Below are 17,575 nucleotides of genomic sequence, written 5' to 3'. Positions count from 1 at the left end.
GTACCGACTGAACGCTCGCTTAGTAAAAAGTCGAAGTATAGTCCATCATGGCGCAGATTGCGTCATGATGGACTATACAAGATTTTGCTCCTACACTTTTCAGTCTCCCGAAAGACTCAGCGACGCTAATTGCTCGACAATGAGTTGAACAGATTGATTACGAAAATCGATGCTACCTGACACTTGAACAAACGCTTCTTCTTTTAACTGGACGCTGATCTGTGCATATTGTTTCGGAAATACTGTACACGATATTTCTTCAGTCTCGTCCTGTATCGTTAGAAAAGCCATAGCTTCCCCCTTTTTAGTACGAATACGTTTGATCGATAAGATGATTCCTATACACGTTGCATTCGTTCCTCGGTTCAGAGAAAACAGTGACGCGATCGATGGGATGTGACTCGATGCATTTCTTTTTAATTGTTCCACGGGATGTTCGGATAAATAAAATCCTAACGTATCATGTTCGAAACCAAGCTTTGTCATCTGATCCATTGTGCCGCCTGGTGTATATTTGGGTTGGGAATTAAATTGAAATTGATCACTTAATGCATCATCTCCTATGAAGAGTGCATGCGAATGAGCAGCATCTATTGAAGCAAGAAGAACTGAGCGTTTTTGATTAAAGTCGTCAAGTGCACCTGCTTTAATTAACGGGATGATGGCTTTTTCAGAAAAATGATCGGCTCCTAGTGAGATGGCCATGTCAAACATCGATGACCAACTCCCCTTTTCCCGAGCAGCCGCCAATTGCTGATAAAATGCGAAAGTAACTCCTTTAATTGCGCCTAAACCGAGACGAATCGCATGTCCTTCCACTGTATGTGAATAACGGCTAGTCTTGACAGATGGCGGTAGTATCGGGATACCTTTTGCTTTCATTTCACGAATTACTTCCATCATCTTGTCTTTGCTACCAGTTAATGAGGAAAGGAATGCTGCATAAAAGTAAGTAGGTTCATTTGCTTTAAAAAATGCCAATCGATAGGAAATCATTGAATAGGCTACCGCATGGCTTTTCGGAAATCCATAATCCGCGAATTTAACAATTAAGTTGTATACATTATTCGCTTTGATTTGATCAAACCCTTTTTTACTTGCCCCCGCAATAAAGTGTTGCCGTTCCTCTTCTAATACTTGCTGATTTTTCTTACTGATTGCCCGTCTTAGAAGATCCGCTTCTGCCATCGTAAAACCGGCAATTTCCACCGCAAGTTTCATGATCTGTTCTTGATAAATGATGATACCGTATGTCTCCGAGAGAATAGGTTCTAGCTCTGGTATGTCGTAGACAGTTGGCTCTTGTCCATTTTTCCGACGACTATACAGCGGGATGAACTCCATAGGACCCGGTCGATATAACGCGTTCACTGAGTATACATCTTTGAAATTATCCGGCTGTATAGTCTTTAATGCACGCCGCATGCCTGGCGATTCAAATTGGAAGATTCCTGTTGTGTCGCCTTCTTTAAATACTCTGTACGTTGCCTGATCATCGAGTGGAATGCGTTCGAAATCAATGACCTGCTTTTTATTGTATTGAATCATTGCACGGATTCTGTCGAGTAGCGTTAAATTACGCAATCCCAGGAAGTCCATTTTCAATAAACCGACTTCTTCCACGTCTTTCATCGCCCACTGTGTCAGGAATACTTCATCTGAACCTATCTGCAACGGAACGTAATGTACGAGGGGATTCGCTGCAAGGACGACACCAGCTGCATGCGTCGATGCATTTCTCGGTAAATCTTCCAAGCGTTCCGCAGCTTGCCGCCACAGCTCTCTACGTGGCTCCACTTGAATCCAGTCACGTAGTTTCTTTGACTGGATAATCGTTTCTTTGAATGACCGGCCACTATTTAATTCATTGGACATGAATCGAACTTCTTCAGGCGTGAAGTCTAGCACTCTGGCCACGTTTCGTGCGACCGCTTTCGTTGACAACGTACCGAAAGTGATAATCTGTGCGGCATATTGTTTACCGTATGTACTTGCCACATAATTCACCACTTCTGTTCTGCGATTATCCGCAAAATCGATATCAATATCGGGCATCGTTACACGTTCGGGATTTAAAAAACGTTCAAAAAGCAATCCATATTTGATTGGGTCGACTTCTGTAATTCCGAGAGCGAACGCTACTAAAGAACCTGCAGAAGACCCACGACCAGGGCCGACTAGGATGCCTTCCGTTTTTGCGTAACGCACATAGTCTTCTACTATTAGGAAGTAATCGGTGAAGCCCATCTGATCGATGATGGATAGTTCGTAGCGAAGACGTTGTTCATATTCTTCTGACAGTGACTGGAAACGTGCTTGAAGTCCGTTTCGGCAATTTTGCTCGAGAAGTGAAATAGGCGCTTGACCGTCTGCGACTGGAAACTTTGGCATGAGGAAATCTTCTTTTTGGATAGTCACTACGCACGAATCCATAATGCCTTCTGTTGTCCGTAACCATTCTGGATGATCACCAAACCAATTAACAAGTTCTTCACGTTCTGGTAAATAAGCTTGTCGATAACGATTAGGGGGCTTTTGTGAATCATTCAATTTATAGCCTTTGCGTATGGCTGTCGCGACTTCGTAAGCTTGAAAATCTTCCTTATGAAGAAAGCGCGTTTCTTGACAAGCAGCGATCGGCAATTGACTTTCTTCACTTAATTGAATAATGCTTGCTTCGTCAGTATGCGCTCCTCCACCAGGCCTACCGATTCCAATGAATGTTGAAGCGTTAGAATCTTTTTCTGCCACTAGCTGCAAGACATGTAGATCACGCGCGTTCGCCCATGAGGAATCTGTCATCGCGCATATGATGATGCACCCTTCCCTGTAAGCTTGAAGCCAGTTGAGTGGGAGGTTTTCTTCTTCTCGCGTAGAAATGGCGCTGCTCATTTTCATTAGATTAGAGAAGCCTGTTTCGTTTTGTGCATAAATATAAACAAGTACTTCATGATCTTCGACTTCCAATGTGACGGACAAACCAATTACAGGACGGATGCCGTATTTAGCTAGCATTTTGCTGAACGATCGGACACCATATAGCTTACTATTGACGATAGCAGCAGAAGAAGCCCCTCTTTTTTGCAAAAGAGGAGCCAGTTCATCTAACTTTACAATTCCACGCAGTAAGTCTGCGCCCGTTACGATTTGCGGATACATCAGGTTCATTTCAATCCCTCAGCTCTGCTTAATAGTTTCTGCAAAGTTCTTGCAGTTTGACGATGATTTCATCTACTTCTGTCCATGAATATGCGGAAGCGCCTGAGGCCAGCGGATGACCACCACCATTATGTTGCATCGCTAACGTATTAATGACAGGTCCTTTCGAACGGAGACGGACACGAATTTGATCATTTTCTTCAATAAAGATGATCCAAGCACAAATTCCTTTTACATCGCCAAGTGACCCTACTAATTGCGAAGTCTCTGACACTGTGACATCGAATTGATCCAGAATTTCCTGTGTTAGTTTAATATACGCTGCTCCATTTTCATCGATTGTGAAGTTTTGATACACATAACCTTGTAGATGCAAGATTTTACGATCGACTTCGTACATCCCAGCAAACAACTCGGTGCGATCGAATGGTTGCTTGATCAATGAACTAGCTACTTCGAACGTTTTTTCAGTCGTGCTTTGGAACATAAAACGGCCTGTGTCACCCACGATCCCGGCGAACAGGAAACGTGCTGCTTCCGGAGACATTTCCCATCCGAAGGACGCGTGACCTTCCTCATAAATCGTATAGATCATTTCAGAACAAGAACTCGCGTCTGTATTCACCCAGCGCTCATTACCGTATGGATCTTCATTCGGGTGATGATCGATTTTCAATACATACGCACCTTTATCGTAAAGCGGTCCGTCAATACGGTCCGTGTTTGCAGTATCGGTGACAATAACAAGTGCACCTTCGTAATCTGCTTCAGTTACTGCATCCGGTTTTCCTAAATAACTTAATAGCTCATCATGTTCTCCTGCTGCGAGTACTTGCTTTTTAGGGTAATTCTTTTTGATAAGTTCTTTCAACCCCATTTGCGATCCGTATGCATCCGGGTCCGGTCGGACGTGACGGTGGATGATGATTTTTTCGTATTGTTCAATTGTGTCAATGATTTGTCGTTTCATGTATATTCCCCCAGGTTTCTGTACAAGTATTCGCAATTCCTTTTAAAAGCCGCTACAATGTATAGTGAACCTCGACGCGTAGGCCACAGGTTATTTTTCATGTAATGGAGGCTTTTTTGATGGAAATGGTTAATTTTATTTTTGTATTTGGTATAATCGCTTCCGGCGTATTCTATTTCGTTTTCAAAACGCGCCAATTCCGCACAAGCCCTATGTTTCCCATCCGTAAAAAGATGTATGCAAGCATGGCAGGCACAGCACTTGGTGCGCTATTGATTTTTTTCGGAATCAATCAATTACTTATCTTTGACGGTGCTTTAACATATATCGTGTCCGCTATCTTCATTTTATTCGGTGGCTATGTTGCGATATTTAACTTTAATGCTCAAAAACATTATAAGCAATTCGTAGCTGAAGAACGTGAACTAAACAAAGCTGATGTCAATTGACGTCAGCTTTTTATTTTTCAAAAAGCTGGAACGTCCCCATTGCTTTCGCTACAATACCATCATTTGATATCAGTTCGATTTCTAGCTTGATGAATCGACGGCTCAAGTGAATAATCTTCGGTTCGACTGTGACCGACGCACCAAGTTGTACTTGTTTGATGAAATAGATCGTCACGTTTTCTGGTACACTTTCGCCTCGTTTTTGAAGCTTGATCGCACGACTACCCGCTTCCGTCAAAATCGTTAACATTGCTCCATAGGATAGTGAACCAAATTGATTGGTCATCTGCGGCACAACGGCAAACTCTATTTTTTCAGGTGAATTGGAGATGGCTTTCATTTGATTCTTGACAATATCATCAATTGTTTCGCCTTGCTGTGGTTGACGTTGTGTCATTTGCAATGCTTTTAAGACATCTTGTCGACTGATGATTCCCTCTAAGACTCCGGCATCATTAACGACTGGCATTAAGTCGATACCTTCCCAAATCATACTGTGCCCTGCCGATGCGACACTCATTTTACCGTTAACAGTAATCGGACCAGGCGTCATGACTTTCCCTATGATATCCACATGCGGTTTACTGACGACATCACGAGACGTAATAATTCCTACTAATGTGCCATCGGCTTTTACGACAGGATAAGCGGAGTGTGATGTTTGGTGATTTACTTCATAGAATTGGTCAACTGAATCCTCAGGCGATAAAGTGACTGTACTGGCTAGAGGTGTCAAAATATCCTCCACCAATAAAATTTCCTTTTCAATCAGCTGATCATAAATTGCACGGTTTAGCATAGTGGCGACTGTGAAAGTATCATAACTTGTTGATATAACAGGCAAATTCATCTCGTCTGCTAGTTGCTTGACTTCATCAGTCGCATCGAAGCCACCTGTCACGAGTACAGCGGCTCCTGCTTTAATCGCTATTTCATGCGCTTTCAAACGATTTCCAACAATCAACAAACTACCCGCATCAATATAACGAATCATATCCTCGAGTTGCATAGCTCCGACTACAAATTTCGTTAATGTTTTATGTAATCCATCACGTCCACCCAGTACAACACCGTCTACAATGTTGATGACTTCTGCAAATGTCAGACGTTCAATATTTTCTTTTTTCTTTTTCTCGATTCGAATCGTACCTACACGTTCAATCGTGTTTACCAATTTTTGATTTTCCGCTTCTTTTATCGCCCGGTAAGCGGTTCCATCACTGACTTCCAATGCTTTCGCAACTTGTCGTACAGAGATCTTTTCGCCCACTGTCAAGCTTTCTATATAACGCAAAATCTGTTCGTGTTTAGTTGACATGATTTCACCTTTTTCTTCGACCTGATTTAAGGTTTCGGCTTTTAGAATATCATACCATAAGTCCATCAAAAATACGGTCTAGGACGCTAACAATGCGTCTTAGACCGTATTTATTTATTTCCTATTTTATAGCTCGACGGAATCCCCTGGTTGCATTATTTTCACTTCATGATTCGTCACAAGTGATTTGAAGTCTTCAGGCTCCAATTCAATCGGTGGGAACGTATTGAAATGAACAGGAACTGTTAGCTTAGGATTCAGCAACTCGACTGCTTTCGCAGCATCTTTAGGGCCCATCGTGAAATTATCTCCGATAGGTAGGAACGCAACATCAATTCCATCTTCTCCGTACAGTTTCATATCGCTGAATAAGGAAGTGTCCCCTGCATGATAAATAACTTTATCTTCAATCGTCAGCAGTAAACCTGCAGGCATACCCGTGTAAATAATTTCATTGTCTTCTGTTGTATAAGAAGAACTATGGAAAGCTTGTGTATATTTTACGGTACCGAAATCAAATTCCTTTGCTCCTCCGATATTCATGCCATGTGTTTTCAATCCTTGGAATCCAAGATATACGGCTAATTCATTTGGAGCAACGACTAGGATGTCTTCTCTTTTCGCGATCTCCATCGTATCCCCTACGTGGTCATTATGGCCGTGCGTCAGTAAAATCACGTCTGGCTTTTCGTTTTCTGCCTTTAGATCCGTTAATTTATTCCCTGTAATAAAAGGATCGATTAAAATAGTCTTTCCTTTTGTTTCGATTTTAACGATCGAATGGCCATGATATGAGATTTTCACAACGATCACACTCCTATTTTTAATCACTTATACACTCTATACCTTCTACAACACAGCGTAAAACCCTCTTTTTTGTTATACTAAGCAAAACAGAGGAGGTAACATGTTGATGAACATTCAAAAAGTACAAGATTTCTTAGTAAAACATAATATTGATGCAGCACTTATAACGAATCCAGATAACATATTTTATTTAACAGACTTTCGTAGTGATCCACACGAACGATTACTTGGTGTAGTGGTTTTCCAAGATGCTGATCCTTTCGTTATTTGCCCAGCGATGGAAGTCCCAGATGTAAAAGCAATCGGCTGGCAGCACGAAGCAGTAGGATATAAAGACACAGATAATGCGTTTAAGTTCCTAGAACAAGCCATCAATGAACGTATTCCTGCATTGTCATTACTCGCAATCGAAAAAGAACATTTGACTGTGGATCGATTTGAAATTCTCCAAGAGCGCTTCCCTGCTTTACAATTCGCTAAGTTGGATGACGAATTAGCTAAAAATCGTCTGATTAAAGATGATAAAGAACTTCAGCACTTGCGCAAAGCAGCGGAATTAGCGGATTATGCGATCGAAGTAGGTTGCAATGAAATCGCCGAAGGGAAAACCGAACTGGAAATAGTTCAAGCCGTGGAGCAAGCTGTTAAACAAAAAGGTGCGGAGAAGATGTCGTTTGAAACGATTATTGTGTCGGGCACAAAAACGGCATCACCACATGGTATTCCAGGAGAGAAAAAAATCGAAAAAGGTGATTTCATCTTATTTGATCTCGGTGTGGTCTATAAAGGTTATTGTTCAGACATCACACGGACGATAGTGTTCGGTGAGCCAACAGAGGAAAAGCGTAAAATTTATGAGACCGTTCAGAAAGCACAACAAGCAGCAATTGACATCGTGCGTCCGGGTACGTTAGCAATGGAAGTTGATCTAGCAGCTCGTTCTATTATCGAGGAAGCTGGTTACGGCGAGTTATTCCCACATCGTATCGGGCATGGTCTTGGTATTTCTGTTCATGAGTTCCCTTCTTTAACAGCTACGAATGATATGCCACTTCAAGAGGGTATGGTGTTTACAGTTGAGCCAGGCATTTATGATCCGACAATTACAGGTGTACGGATTGAAGATGATTTGTATGTGACGAAGGATGGCGTTGAGGTATTGACGAAATTCCCTAAGGATTTGAAAGTAGTTAAGTGAGTTAAAGACTGGCAAATGAAATTGAACCGTTAATTTCATTTTATATAAAAAAACTGAAGGCACTCCCTATTGCGGGGATGCCTTCAGTTTTAGGCCGTTACTTTACGTAATGGTCTTTTTTGTTGATTAAACAGTCTCTAGTACGTCTTCAACAGAAACGTGTTCTAGGCCTTGTGCTTCTGCTACTGCTTTGTATGTTACGTTTCCAGCTAGTGTGTTGATTCCTTTACGCAGGACTTCATTGTCTGTACATGCTTTTTTAACGCCTTTATTGGCAATTTGAAGAGCGTAAGGAATTGTAACGTTTGTTAGTGCCATTGTAGACGTTTGTGGTACAGCGCCTGGCATATTAGCTACAGCATAGTGAATGACACCGTGTTTTGTATAAGTCGGGTCGTCATGTGTTGTGACGCGGTCGGAAGTTTCAAAGATTCCGCCTTGGTCGATTGCAATGTCAATCACTACAGAGCCGGGGCTCATGGATTTAACCATTTCTTCTGTTACAAGAGTTGGCGCTTTTGCTCCTGGGATTAAAACACAACCGATTACCAAGTCTGCGTCTTTTACTGCGTTAGCGATATTGTATGGGTTAGATACCAACGTTTGAATGTTCTTGCCGAAGATCTCGTCAAGCTGACGAACACGCTCTACGGATAGATCTAAGATCGTTACGTGTGCACCGATTCCGATTGCAACACGCGCAGCATTCGTACCTGCTTGTCCCCCACCAATGATTGTTATTTTGCCGCGTGATACGCCAGGTACTCCAGCAAGCAAAATCCCTTTTCCGCCTCTAGTTTTTTCTAAGTATTGTGCACCAATCTGCGTCGCCATGCGTCCCGCAACTTCACTCATCGGTGCCAATAGAGGCAATCCGCCACCTGGTAATTGTACTGTTTCATAAGCAATTGCTGTTACTTTGTTTTCAAGTAGTGCTTTCGTCAATTTTACTTCCGGTGCTAAGTGAAGATACGTAAATAGGATTAATCCTTCACGGAAATACTGATACTCTGATTCTGCAGGTTCTTTAACCTTCAGTACCATATCTGCTGCCCATGCCTCAGCCGCTGTATCGACGATTGTCGCGCCTGCTTCTTTATACTCTTCATCTTGGAAACTTGAACCGATTCCAGCACCCTTTTCAATTACTACTTCGTGGCCAGCCGTTAGTAACGTTAATACACTTGAAGGGGCTATTGCCACTCGGTTTTCATTGTTTTTAATTTCTTTTGGAACACCAATACGCATGCAAAATCCTCCTAGAATTGTAATTTCTTTTCATTCGTTTTTTATTATCTCATTGTCGATTCATGACTATTTAATCTTATCAGAAAATAGCTAGATTTACCTCATTTTTTCAACGTTTTTCCATACAAACTTCATTTTCTAAATTTTTATAAAACATTTCGACAAAAAAGAAGGACTATCATAATCCACGTAGAATAAGAATAGTGTAGAAAGAATTTAACTTTAAGGATGGAGTGGTAATTATGGCACTTACGTACAAAGACATCATCGTAGCCGTGGATGGTTCAGATGAGGCTAAATGGGCTTTCAAGAAAGCGATCGCGATTGCAGATCGTAACGACGCAACTCTTCACTTGATCAATATTATTGATACGCGTTCATATGCGGCAGTTGAAGCATACGATCGTTCAATTGCTGAGCGTGCGCAGAAATATGCTGAAGAATTGTTGACTGACTACCGTAAAGAAGCAGTTGAAGCAGGCGTTGCAAATGTTGAGATTCACGTGGAGTATGGTTCTCCTAAGACATTGATTCCACGCGATATCGCGAAGAAACTCAATGCAGATTTGATTATCTGTGGTGCTACTGGACTTAACCGTGTAGAACGTTTCTTAATCGGAAGTGTTTCCGAGAATATCGTGCGTTCTGCGAAGTGCGATGTACTTGTTGTACGTACGCCTGAACATCTACAAGGCTAATATGTATGTAAAGGCTGTCCGGAAAGTCGTTCATTCGATTTCCTGTGACAGTCTTTTTTCTTCTATAGTTAGATGACGTCATAATACCAAGTTCGTTAAAAATGTCCCGCCTGTCGGTTAACAGGCGGGACATTTTGTATTTATTCAGCTGCTACTTGTAATGCTTCTTCCGGTAGTGGAATGTTAGCGATTCGCACTGTGTCGCGAGCTAGCATGATTTCTTCGTTTGTTGGGATGATAAGTACTTTAACTGGTGAGTGTGGGAAGCTGATGTATGCTTCTTCACCACGGATGTTGTTTAGACTCGGGTCGAAATATACGCCCATGAATTCTAATCCACGCATGACTTTTTCACGAACAATCGTACTGTTCTCGCCAATTCCTGCTGTGAAGATAATGGCATCTACTCCACCCATCCCTGCAGCATATTGTCCAATATGTTGGTGAATACGATCTGTGAATACGTCGAGAGCCAATTGCGCCCGGTCGTTGCCTTGTTCTGCTGCTTCTGTAATATCGCGTAAGTCACTAGAGAATCCACAGATACCAAGTAGTCCGGATTTTTTATTCAGTACATTGACTACTTCTTCGGCTGTTTGGTTCGTACATTCCATCATGTATGGAATGAGCGCAGGGTCAATGTTACCTGAACGCGTGCCCATGATCACGCCTGCTAACGGAGTGAAGCCCATAGACGTGTCCACTGACTTACCGCCTTTAACCGCTGCAATACTAGCACCGTTACCGAGGTGGCAAGAAATAAGACGTGTATCTTCAAGCGGTCTATTTAAAATCTTGGCAGCCCGCTCCGTTACGTATTTATGGCTTGTACCATGGAAGCCGTATTTACGGATTCCGTATTTCTCATAGTACTCATATGGTAACGCGTACAAAAATGATTTCTCAGGCATTGTCTGATGGAAAGCAGTATCGAATATTGCGACTGCTGGTATATTTGGCAACGCTTTCTTAAAAGCCTTTATTCCGACAATATTAGCTGGATTATGCAAAGGTGCAAAGCTTGATATTTCTTCAAGTTTCTCGATTACTTCGTCTGTAATTAACACTGAGTCACTATATAGTTCTCCCCCGTGAACTACTCGATGACCGAGTCCGTCAATTTCATCATAAGAAGAAACGACTCCCTCGCTTAGTAAATGTTCCAATAACATTTCAACAGCCATAGAGTGATCAGTAATATCTAATACTTTTTCGATTTTCTTTTCATCCGTTGCCATTGTGAAAATAGAATTCTCTAATCCAATGCGCTCGAATAATCCCTTAGTAATTTCTTCTTCGTTCGTCATTTCGATCAATTGGAACTTTAAAGAAGAACTTCCCGCATTTATCGATAATATTTTCGGCACAAATACCCACCCCTTAAAATAATTACGTCGTAGAACGTTAAAATTTATTATAGTAGCTAACAATTTTAAAAGCAATTGAATTCGAGTAATTAGCGCTTTCTTTTTATTCAAATATTCTTGAAATATAAAAAAAGAAGGAAGTGTGACGTAACGTCACTCCCCTTCTTCTTCCATCCAAACACTTAATTTATCAAAGAACTTTTGCATGGCCTTTGCATTTCCCAGCTCAGGTATTTTCGCTAACAAAACATCCGGCATGACATAGTTTTCGTTTGGCGGTTGTTGTAACAATAAAATACTTTTTGCAAAACGTTGATCCGCAAATATTGAATCCGGTAATTCAAGCAAACCTCTCAATAATTTATGCTCTTTGACAAAGTTCAGGATAGGTTCGGCCCCTTCAGCCGTCAATAGTTTGGAAGGGACGATGAATAATCCGTAACCACCCGGCTTCACATAACGCATTGATTGTTCAATATATAAGTAATGTGAAAAAGCATGACCTTCAGATGCCATGAGTTCATACTCCATAGCGACTTCATCATCTGGATAATAGCCTACAGGTATATCACTTACCACTGCATCGACTACATCGATAGGCAATGGACGAAGTGCATCTTGTAAATAAAATGATACTGGTAACTCCAATAAATTCGCAGTTGCAACAGCAATTTGAATCAATACATCATCGATTTCAACTGCGCTGGCAGAAGCGGAACCTTTATATTGATTCATTACAGTGAATAATAAATTCCCCGTTCCTGCAGCAGGATCCAAGAAGGTTACAGGTTGCTTTGTATCCACTAATTTATTGATTAGATAACCTATCAAGAAGCCGATTGTATCAGGCGTCATTTGGTGATGAGCTTGTGTAGACTGCTTTAATCCTTTTAATAAGGCGAGCTGGATACCTTTACGAATTTCTTCCTTATCAGGATCTTGCAAGTCTACTGCCGACGGTTGATCCAACCATTTTTCACTAGCTTCTAACACAGCGTCCAAATATAACCCATCAGTCGCTGCTGCATGGTTGTCGTAATACGTAAACACTTTTTCCATATTGCTCATTCAAAATTCCTCCAAGAAGAAACCCACCTCTTGTTCAGGTGGGTTTTTTAATTAATTCAATTCTTTTACTGCTTTAATCGCTGCATCATAATCGGGGTGGTCAGTTGCTTCGCTCACATACTCTACGTACGCTACTTTGTCGTCGCGATCGACTACAAAAATAGAACGAGTCAATAGACGCAATTCCTCAATCGCTGTACCGAATGCTTTACCGAATGAAAGATCACGATGATCAGAGTACAAATGTAAATTTTCTACCTTCTCATCTTCTTTCCAACGCCCTTGTGCAAACGGAAGATCGCAAGAAATCGTCATGACTTCCACATCATCACCAAGTGACGTTGCTTCATCGTTGAAACGCTTAGTCTGGATAGAACATACACCTGTATCAACAGAAGGCACTACACTAATCAAACGTACTTTACCTTTTGAATCGTCAAGTGTAACAGGATTCAAATCATTCGCAAGCACTGTGAAGCTTGGTGCCTGATCTCCAACTTTCACTTCTGAACCTAACAGATGAACCGGATTATCTTTGAATGTAACTTGTACCATAACTAACCACTCCTTTTAAACTAGTGTACTAAACCGTAGGGTCTTCATGCAACTGATGATGTTCAGGTTCAATGATTTTCTGTATTTCTTTTCTCTCAAATGTTCGTTCATGCACGACAACTGTGTCAGCAAAGACGTCGTGAAGTGCTTTCTTTTGAGGTAAAAACAAAACAAGTAAATAGGGAATCCATAACATTTGTGAAATAAAACGACCGAAACCTTCTCGGAAGATAACAGAACCCCACGTTGCCTTTTCCCCGTTTGATTTCATTACACGAATTCCCATGATCATTTTCCCTACCGTCTGTCCTGCAATTTTCGTCATGATGATAAAATATAACAATAACAAGACAAGTGCCGTTACTTTATACGGGCTAAATAAAAAGGCAGAAGGCTTAGTAATCGCGATATCGAGTACGCGGAATACTGGCTTGACAAAGATGCCGCTAATAGCCGAAATGATCAGCATGTCGATTAAAAATGCCCACAGTCTGATCCAGAATCCTGCATATTTCGGCACGAGCATCTGTTCAAGTCGCATGGTTGGTTGCGTATCCAGCAGTTCATTCGTCATGATTATTTCCCTCCTTGTTATTCACCGTATAAATACATCATGCGTGGCGCCGTATTTTCAGTCAGTAATTTTTTCAAAATTTGTGATTCAACATCTCCATTAAACACGTCATGTGCTTTCATGGAAAGAATAGCTTTCAAATTAGTCGGCATTCCATATTCGAATACTTCCGCTTTTTCTAAGTGATAATCTTCTTTCATCGCGGAAACAACGATTGGCAACTTGCCATAATCATCTGCAAGACCCGCTTCGATTGCTTGACGACCATTCATCACACGTCCGTCCGCAACTTTGCGAACAGCCTTTTCTGACATACCACGGCCATCTACAATAATATCAACGAAACGTTTATACGAATCATCAATCATTTCTTGTAACATCGCACGTTCTTCGGGTTTCATTTCTCTAGTCGGACTCATCATATCTTTATAAGGACCTGACTTGATTGTTGGGAATTCCACACCGTATTTCTCAGCTAATTTACCGTAATTGACAGATTGCATGATGACACCGATAGATCCTGTCAACGTTTCAGGGTGAACATAAATTTTATCGGCTGGTGCTGAGATGTAGTATCCACCTGAAGCCGCCATACCGCCCATCGCTACATAAATCGGAATCTTTTTCGAAGCTTGAATTTCTGTCAGTGCATCGTAAATATCAGATGACTCCAATACGCCTCCACCTGGAGAATTCACCGAAAGTACAATTCCTTTCACGGTTTCATCGTTTGCCAACTCATTCAATTGCGTCATAAATTGTTGATGGTTGTACTCAGCGCCACTGAAAATAGACGCTTCACCCGTATCTTGGATGACTCCATCCACTGTTAACACAGCAATTCTTTCGTTAGCACTTCCTTCTTCTACTACCGTTTCCTGCACTTGCGTTTCCATCAAGTTGATCTCACTAACAAAACTATTCCAGTCTCTAGTGAAAACCCATGACATGGCATTAATACCTACCGATACTACGATCAAAATCGCAGCAACCGCTACGGCTATCCATCTTTTTGCATTCATAAGTAAAGTTCCTCCTTTGTCCACATCTACTTATACGTTCCTCATCGTCCAAATGTTTCATTCATGCTACACTTATTCTATTAACTGAAAAAGGAGACGATTCAAATGACTACCCAACACGTAATTTTTCTTTTCAGCCGTCTTGATGAAGACACTATCCATAAAAAACATTTCGTTGGACAACGACTTAAAAGTGAAGGCTTCAAACTAACCGAAGACCACAGAGAAGCAACGGTCATTATTAGCATCGGAAGCGATGGAACTTTCCTCCAAGCTGTCCGCAAAACTGACTTTCGACAGGATTGTCTGTATCTAGGAGCGTCTGTGAAAGGTGCACATGGTGTATATTGCGATTATAAATATGATGATATCCGCTCACTTGTCGAAACATTACGGCAAGAGACTATTGAAGAACGACATTATCCATTACTTGAAGTAACCATTAATCAACATAAACCATTTTTATGTCTAAATGAATTCAGCATCCGTTCTACTATTATCCGCACATTCGTCATGGACATTTTCATTGATGATCTATTATTTGAAACTTTTCTCGGCGACGGTATGATCATCTCTACACCAACGGGCAGTACTGCTTATAACAAATCCGTTAAAGGTGCTGTGATTGACCCACGACTCCCTTCATTCCAAGTGACTGAACTTGCGTCGGTCAACAACAATCGCTATCGCACACTTGGCACTTCGTTCATCCTCAGTAACGAGAGAACGTTAACACTCAATGTCCAACAAGAAGGTAATGAATTCCCCTCCATTGCGGCAGATAACGAAGCACTCGGTATTAAACAAGTAGAAAAAGTGGAGGCGCGGTTAAGTCATAAAGTGGTTCGCACCGCAAAACTGCCAAATAACTCCTTCTTCGAAAAAGTGCAACGTACATTTTTCTGAATCAAAACCAAAAGGACTGGTCAATCGTCGAATTAAAACGACTTTCGGCAGTCCTTTTTCCGTACTAGTAGTGGATCAGTATCATTGATTTTGTTCTTTTTTACGCAATTCAATACGCATGATTTTTCCTGAAGAAGTTTTTGGTAACTCTTCCATAAACTCGATTTTACGTGGATACTTGTAAGGTGCCGTCAACTCTTTCACGTGATTTTGCAATTCTTTTACAAGCTCTTCAGTTGAATCTATAGAATCGTCACGTAGAACAACAAATGCTTTTACAACATTTCCACGTTCTGGATCAGGACTTGCGACAACTGCACATTCACGAACAGCCGGATGTTTAATTAACGCATCTTCCACTTCAAATGGTCCAATTGTATAACCCGAACTTACGATAATATCATCGCCGCGTCCTTCGAACCAGAAATAACCGTCTTCATCCTTTTTCGCGCGGTCACCTGTAATATAATAATTTCCTCTAAATTGCATCTTCGTACGTTCAGGATCATTCAAATACTCTTGGAATAACGCTGGTGTGCTCTTATGAACTGCAATGTCTCCAACTTCATTCGCGCCCGCTGGTTTGCCTTCATCGTTGATGACATCGACGATATTGCCCGGCGTCGGTTTGCCCATCGATCCAGGACGCGGTTCCATTCCGATCATTGTACCGACCAGAAGCGTATTTTCTGTTTGGCCGTATCCGTCACGCACATTTAGGGAAAATTGTCTTTCAAAAATATCGATGACTTCACGATTTAATGGTTCCCCAGCTGAAACAGCGCTTTTTAAGGAAGCCAATGAAAACTCATCCAGATTCTTCGCTTTTGCGATAAAACGATATTCAGTTGGTGTACAGCATAAAACATTTACTTTGTACTCATCTAAGAAATGCAAATATTTATCTACGTCGAACTTGCCATTGTAGACAAACCCCGTCGCTCCACTTCCCAGAACTGATAAGAACGGTGTCCATATCCATTTCTGCCAACCTGGTGCTGCAGTAGCCCAAACTATGTCACGTTCTTCAATGCCCAACCAGTTCGGTGCAGTCGTTCTTAAGTGTGCATATCCCCATCCATGAGTATGTACTACGCCTTTTGGCTTGCCTGTCGTCCCAGACGTATACGATAAAAACGCCATATCGTCACTAGCGGTATCGCATGCAGTAAATTCAGAAGAAGCATTTTTCTCTTTTTCGGCTAAAGATACTTCTCCTTCTTTTGCTTCACCGATAATATAGACTGTCACTTTGTCTAAGTTATTTACATGTTCTAATTGATCGGTGAATGCGTCGAATGCAATGATCGCTTTTGCATCACTATGTTCGATTCGATATTCAATATCGGAGGAACGCAACATTTCTGAACTAGGGATCACAACAAGTCCTGCTTTAAGTGCACCGATATATGTAACGTATGCTTCAATCATGCGAGGCACCATCACCAATACTACATCACCTTTTTGTAGCCCAGTCGATATCAGCGCATTCGCTGTTCGGTTGGCTGCTTTGATGAGTTCATCGTATGTCACTTCTTGTTGTTGATTTTGCGCGTCTACATAAATTAATGCTTTTCTACCGTCACCCGTTGCATATTTTTCGAATTCCGAAACGATGTTATAACGGTCTGGCGCAAGTAGTTCTTCACGGTTCATTTTCATTCCCCCTTTTACTTAATAGTACAAGTATACAAATAGAATCGTAATATTTCAAAATTTTATTTACTATTCACTATTATATTGTTCCAATATGTATAGTATGACGTGTTTTTGGCTTGGAAGTGAGTAAGGCTAAGTTGGGTACGTTAGGGGATTTGCGCTCTAGGCGGAAGCGTTCGGGAGGGTGGGCGGTGAACCACCCCCCTCGCTTCGCTCACCGGGTGTTTCACCTATCCCACTGATCCTCCCCGAGTCGCCGCCTGCCGCTCCAATCCTTGCAATGTAAGCGGGTGATATCTTTTGTTGCACACTGAAGTTAGGATTGTAATTATTTGAACTAGAACTGGAAATAAAAAAGTTTAAAACACAACAACCCATCACATACTAACGCCAATAAGTTATCAACATCCATCCACTATCAAAGTAGGATGGAAGCGGAAGTTGGCGGCGAAGTGCAAAGATGTGCTCCTAACATTACGCTTTTACTCGCAAAAGCCGTCCTTCGTAACGACTCTTCCCGATGGATCAGCTCGATCAGGTGAGACAACCAAAGAGAGCAAAGCGAACTGGTTGGCTC

General features: G+C 41.5%; 15 protein-coding genes. 4 read left to right on the top strand and 11 right to left on the bottom strand.

The window, feature by feature from the left end; translation table 11 throughout:
- Positions 1-99: 99 nt before the first annotated feature.
- Together CSV69_RS01245 and CSV69_RS01240 are read right to left on the bottom strand one after the other, a co-directional pair.
- Positions 100-3,168, bottom strand: a complete 3,069-nt coding sequence (locus CSV69_RS01245) for a DNA polymerase III subunit alpha (RefSeq protein WP_099692560.1) — start codon at positions 3,166-3,168, stop codon at positions 100-102.
- Between the two features lie 19 nt (positions 3,169-3,187).
- Positions 3,188-4,129 (bottom strand): DHH family phosphoesterase, encoded by a 942-nt coding sequence (locus CSV69_RS01240; RefSeq protein ID WP_085426554.1) that lies wholly within the window; start codon positions 4,127-4,129, stop codon positions 3,188-3,190.
- Positions 4,130-4,248: 119 nt separating this feature from the next.
- On the opposite strand from CSV69_RS01240, the gene CSV69_RS01235 reads away from it, so the two are divergent.
- Positions 4,249-4,578 (top strand): YtpI family protein, encoded by a 330-nt coding sequence (locus tag CSV69_RS01235; protein WP_085426555.1) that lies wholly within the window; start codon positions 4,249-4,251, stop codon positions 4,576-4,578.
- Between the two features lie 10 nt (positions 4,579-4,588).
- Here CSV69_RS01235 and CSV69_RS01230 read toward each other — a convergent pair whose 3' ends face one another.
- Complete coding sequence (locus CSV69_RS01230; protein ID WP_085428967.1) at positions 4,589-5,896, bottom strand: DRTGG domain-containing protein; 1,308 nt, start codon at positions 5,894-5,896, stop codon at positions 4,589-4,591.
- A 126-nt stretch (positions 5,897-6,022) separates the two neighbouring features.
- Positions 6,023-6,700 (bottom strand): metal-dependent hydrolase, encoded by a 678-nt coding sequence (locus CSV69_RS01225; protein ID WP_099692559.1) that lies wholly within the window; start codon positions 6,698-6,700, stop codon positions 6,023-6,025.
- 106 nt (positions 6,701-6,806) lie between these two features.
- Here CSV69_RS01225 and CSV69_RS01220 point away from each other — a divergent pair, with 106 nt between their 5' ends.
- Entirely contained in the window at positions 6,807-7,901 is a 1,095-nt protein-coding gene (locus CSV69_RS01220) for a M24 family metallopeptidase (protein WP_099692626.1), read from the top strand.
- Between the two features lie 126 nt (positions 7,902-8,027).
- Here CSV69_RS01220 and ald read toward each other — a convergent pair whose 3' ends face one another.
- Positions 8,028-9,149: an alanine dehydrogenase gene (ald, locus tag CSV69_RS01215; protein ID WP_085426558.1), complete on the bottom strand. Its 1,122-nt coding sequence runs from the start codon at positions 9,147-9,149 to the stop codon at positions 8,028-8,030.
- 242 nt (positions 9,150-9,391) lie between these two features.
- Here ald and CSV69_RS01210 point away from each other — a divergent pair, with 242 nt between their 5' ends.
- Positions 9,392-9,847: a universal stress protein gene (locus CSV69_RS01210; RefSeq protein ID WP_085426559.1), complete on the top strand. Its 456-nt coding sequence runs from the start codon at positions 9,392-9,394 to the stop codon at positions 9,845-9,847.
- Positions 9,848-9,987: 140 nt separating this feature from the next.
- Here CSV69_RS01210 and CSV69_RS01205 read toward each other — a convergent pair whose 3' ends face one another.
- The 5 genes from CSV69_RS01205 to sppA all read right to left on the bottom strand — a co-directional run bounded on the left by CSV69_RS01205 (position 9,988) and on the right by sppA (position 14,433).
- Entirely contained in the window at positions 9,988-11,214 is a 1,227-nt protein-coding gene (locus tag CSV69_RS01205) for an acetate kinase (RefSeq protein WP_099624684.1), read from the bottom strand.
- A 153-nt stretch (positions 11,215-11,367) separates the two neighbouring features.
- On the bottom strand, positions 11,368-12,282 hold the full coding sequence (locus tag CSV69_RS01200; protein WP_085426561.1) for a class I SAM-dependent methyltransferase: 915 nt from the start codon (positions 12,280-12,282) through the stop codon (positions 11,368-11,370).
- Positions 12,283-12,333: 51 nt separating this feature from the next.
- A complete protein-coding gene (gene tpx, locus CSV69_RS01195; protein WP_085426562.1) occupies positions 12,334-12,837 on the bottom strand; it encodes a thiol peroxidase in 504 nt (167 codons plus the stop codon).
- 28 nt (positions 12,838-12,865) lie between these two features.
- Positions 12,866-13,411 (bottom strand): RDD family protein, encoded by a 546-nt coding sequence (locus CSV69_RS01190; protein ID WP_232319574.1) that lies wholly within the window; start codon positions 13,409-13,411, stop codon positions 12,866-12,868.
- Positions 13,412-13,428: 17 nt separating this feature from the next.
- A complete protein-coding gene (gene sppA, locus CSV69_RS01185; RefSeq protein WP_085426564.1) occupies positions 13,429-14,433 on the bottom strand; it encodes a signal peptide peptidase SppA in 1,005 nt (334 codons plus the stop codon).
- Positions 14,434-14,538: 105 nt separating this feature from the next.
- On the opposite strand from sppA, the gene CSV69_RS01180 reads away from it, so the two are divergent.
- The gene (locus CSV69_RS01180) at positions 14,539-15,339 is read left to right on the top strand and encodes an NAD kinase (RefSeq protein WP_099692558.1); all 801 of its coding nucleotides are present in this window, start codon (positions 14,539-14,541) and stop codon (positions 15,337-15,339) included.
- Positions 15,340-15,420: 81 nt separating this feature from the next.
- Here CSV69_RS01180 and mbcS read toward each other — a convergent pair whose 3' ends face one another.
- Positions 15,421-16,995, bottom strand: a complete 1,575-nt coding sequence (mbcS, locus tag CSV69_RS01175) for an acyl-CoA synthetase MbcS (protein ID WP_099692557.1) — start codon at positions 16,993-16,995, stop codon at positions 15,421-15,423.
- Between the last annotated feature and the right edge of the window lie 580 nt (positions 16,996-17,575).

This window comes from Sporosarcina sp. P26b (assembly GCF_002743245.1).
GTDB classification, from domain to species: Bacteria; Bacillota; Bacilli; order Bacillales_A; family Planococcaceae; genus Sporosarcina; species Sporosarcina ureae_C.
This window is presented reverse-complemented; position numbering and strand designations above follow the sequence as displayed.

Bases quoted from the DNA above. Each gene is read 5' to 3' on its own strand.
- CSV69_RS01245 (WP_099692560.1), bottom strand. From the start codon at position 3,168: ATGAACCTGATGTATCCGCAAATCGTAACGGGCGCAGACTTACTGCGT.
- CSV69_RS01240 (WP_085426554.1), bottom strand. From the start codon at position 4,129: ATGAAACGACAAATCATTGACACAATTGAACAATACGAAAAAATCATC.
- CSV69_RS01235 (WP_085426555.1), top strand. From the start codon at position 4,249: ATGGAAATGGTTAATTTTATTTTTGTATTTGGTATAATCGCTTCCGGC.
- CSV69_RS01230 (WP_085428967.1), bottom strand. From the start codon at position 5,896: ATGTCAACTAAACACGAACAGATTTTGCGTTATATAGAAAGCTTGACA.
- ald (WP_085426558.1), bottom strand. From the start codon at position 9,149: ATGCGTATTGGTGTTCCAAAAGAAATTAAAAACAATGAAAACCGAGTG.
- CSV69_RS01210 (WP_085426559.1), top strand. From the start codon at position 9,392: ATGGCACTTACGTACAAAGACATCATCGTAGCCGTGGATGGTTCAGAT.
- CSV69_RS01200 (WP_085426561.1), bottom strand. From the start codon at position 12,282: ATGAGCAATATGGAAAAAGTGTTTACGTATTACGACAACCATGCAGCA.
- tpx (WP_085426562.1), bottom strand. From the start codon at position 12,837: ATGGTACAAGTTACATTCAAAGATAATCCGGTTCATCTGTTAGGTTCA.
- CSV69_RS01190 (WP_232319574.1), bottom strand. From the start codon at position 13,411: ATGACGAATGAACTGCTGGATACGCAACCAACCATGCGACTTGAACAG.
- sppA (WP_085426564.1), bottom strand. From the start codon at position 14,433: ATGAATGCAAAAAGATGGATAGCCGTAGCGGTTGCTGCGATTTTGATC.
- CSV69_RS01180 (WP_099692558.1), top strand. From the start codon at position 14,539: ATGACTACCCAACACGTAATTTTTCTTTTCAGCCGTCTTGATGAAGAC.
- mbcS (WP_099692557.1), bottom strand. From the start codon at position 16,995: ATGAACCGTGAAGAACTACTTGCGCCAGACCGTTATAACATCGTTTCG.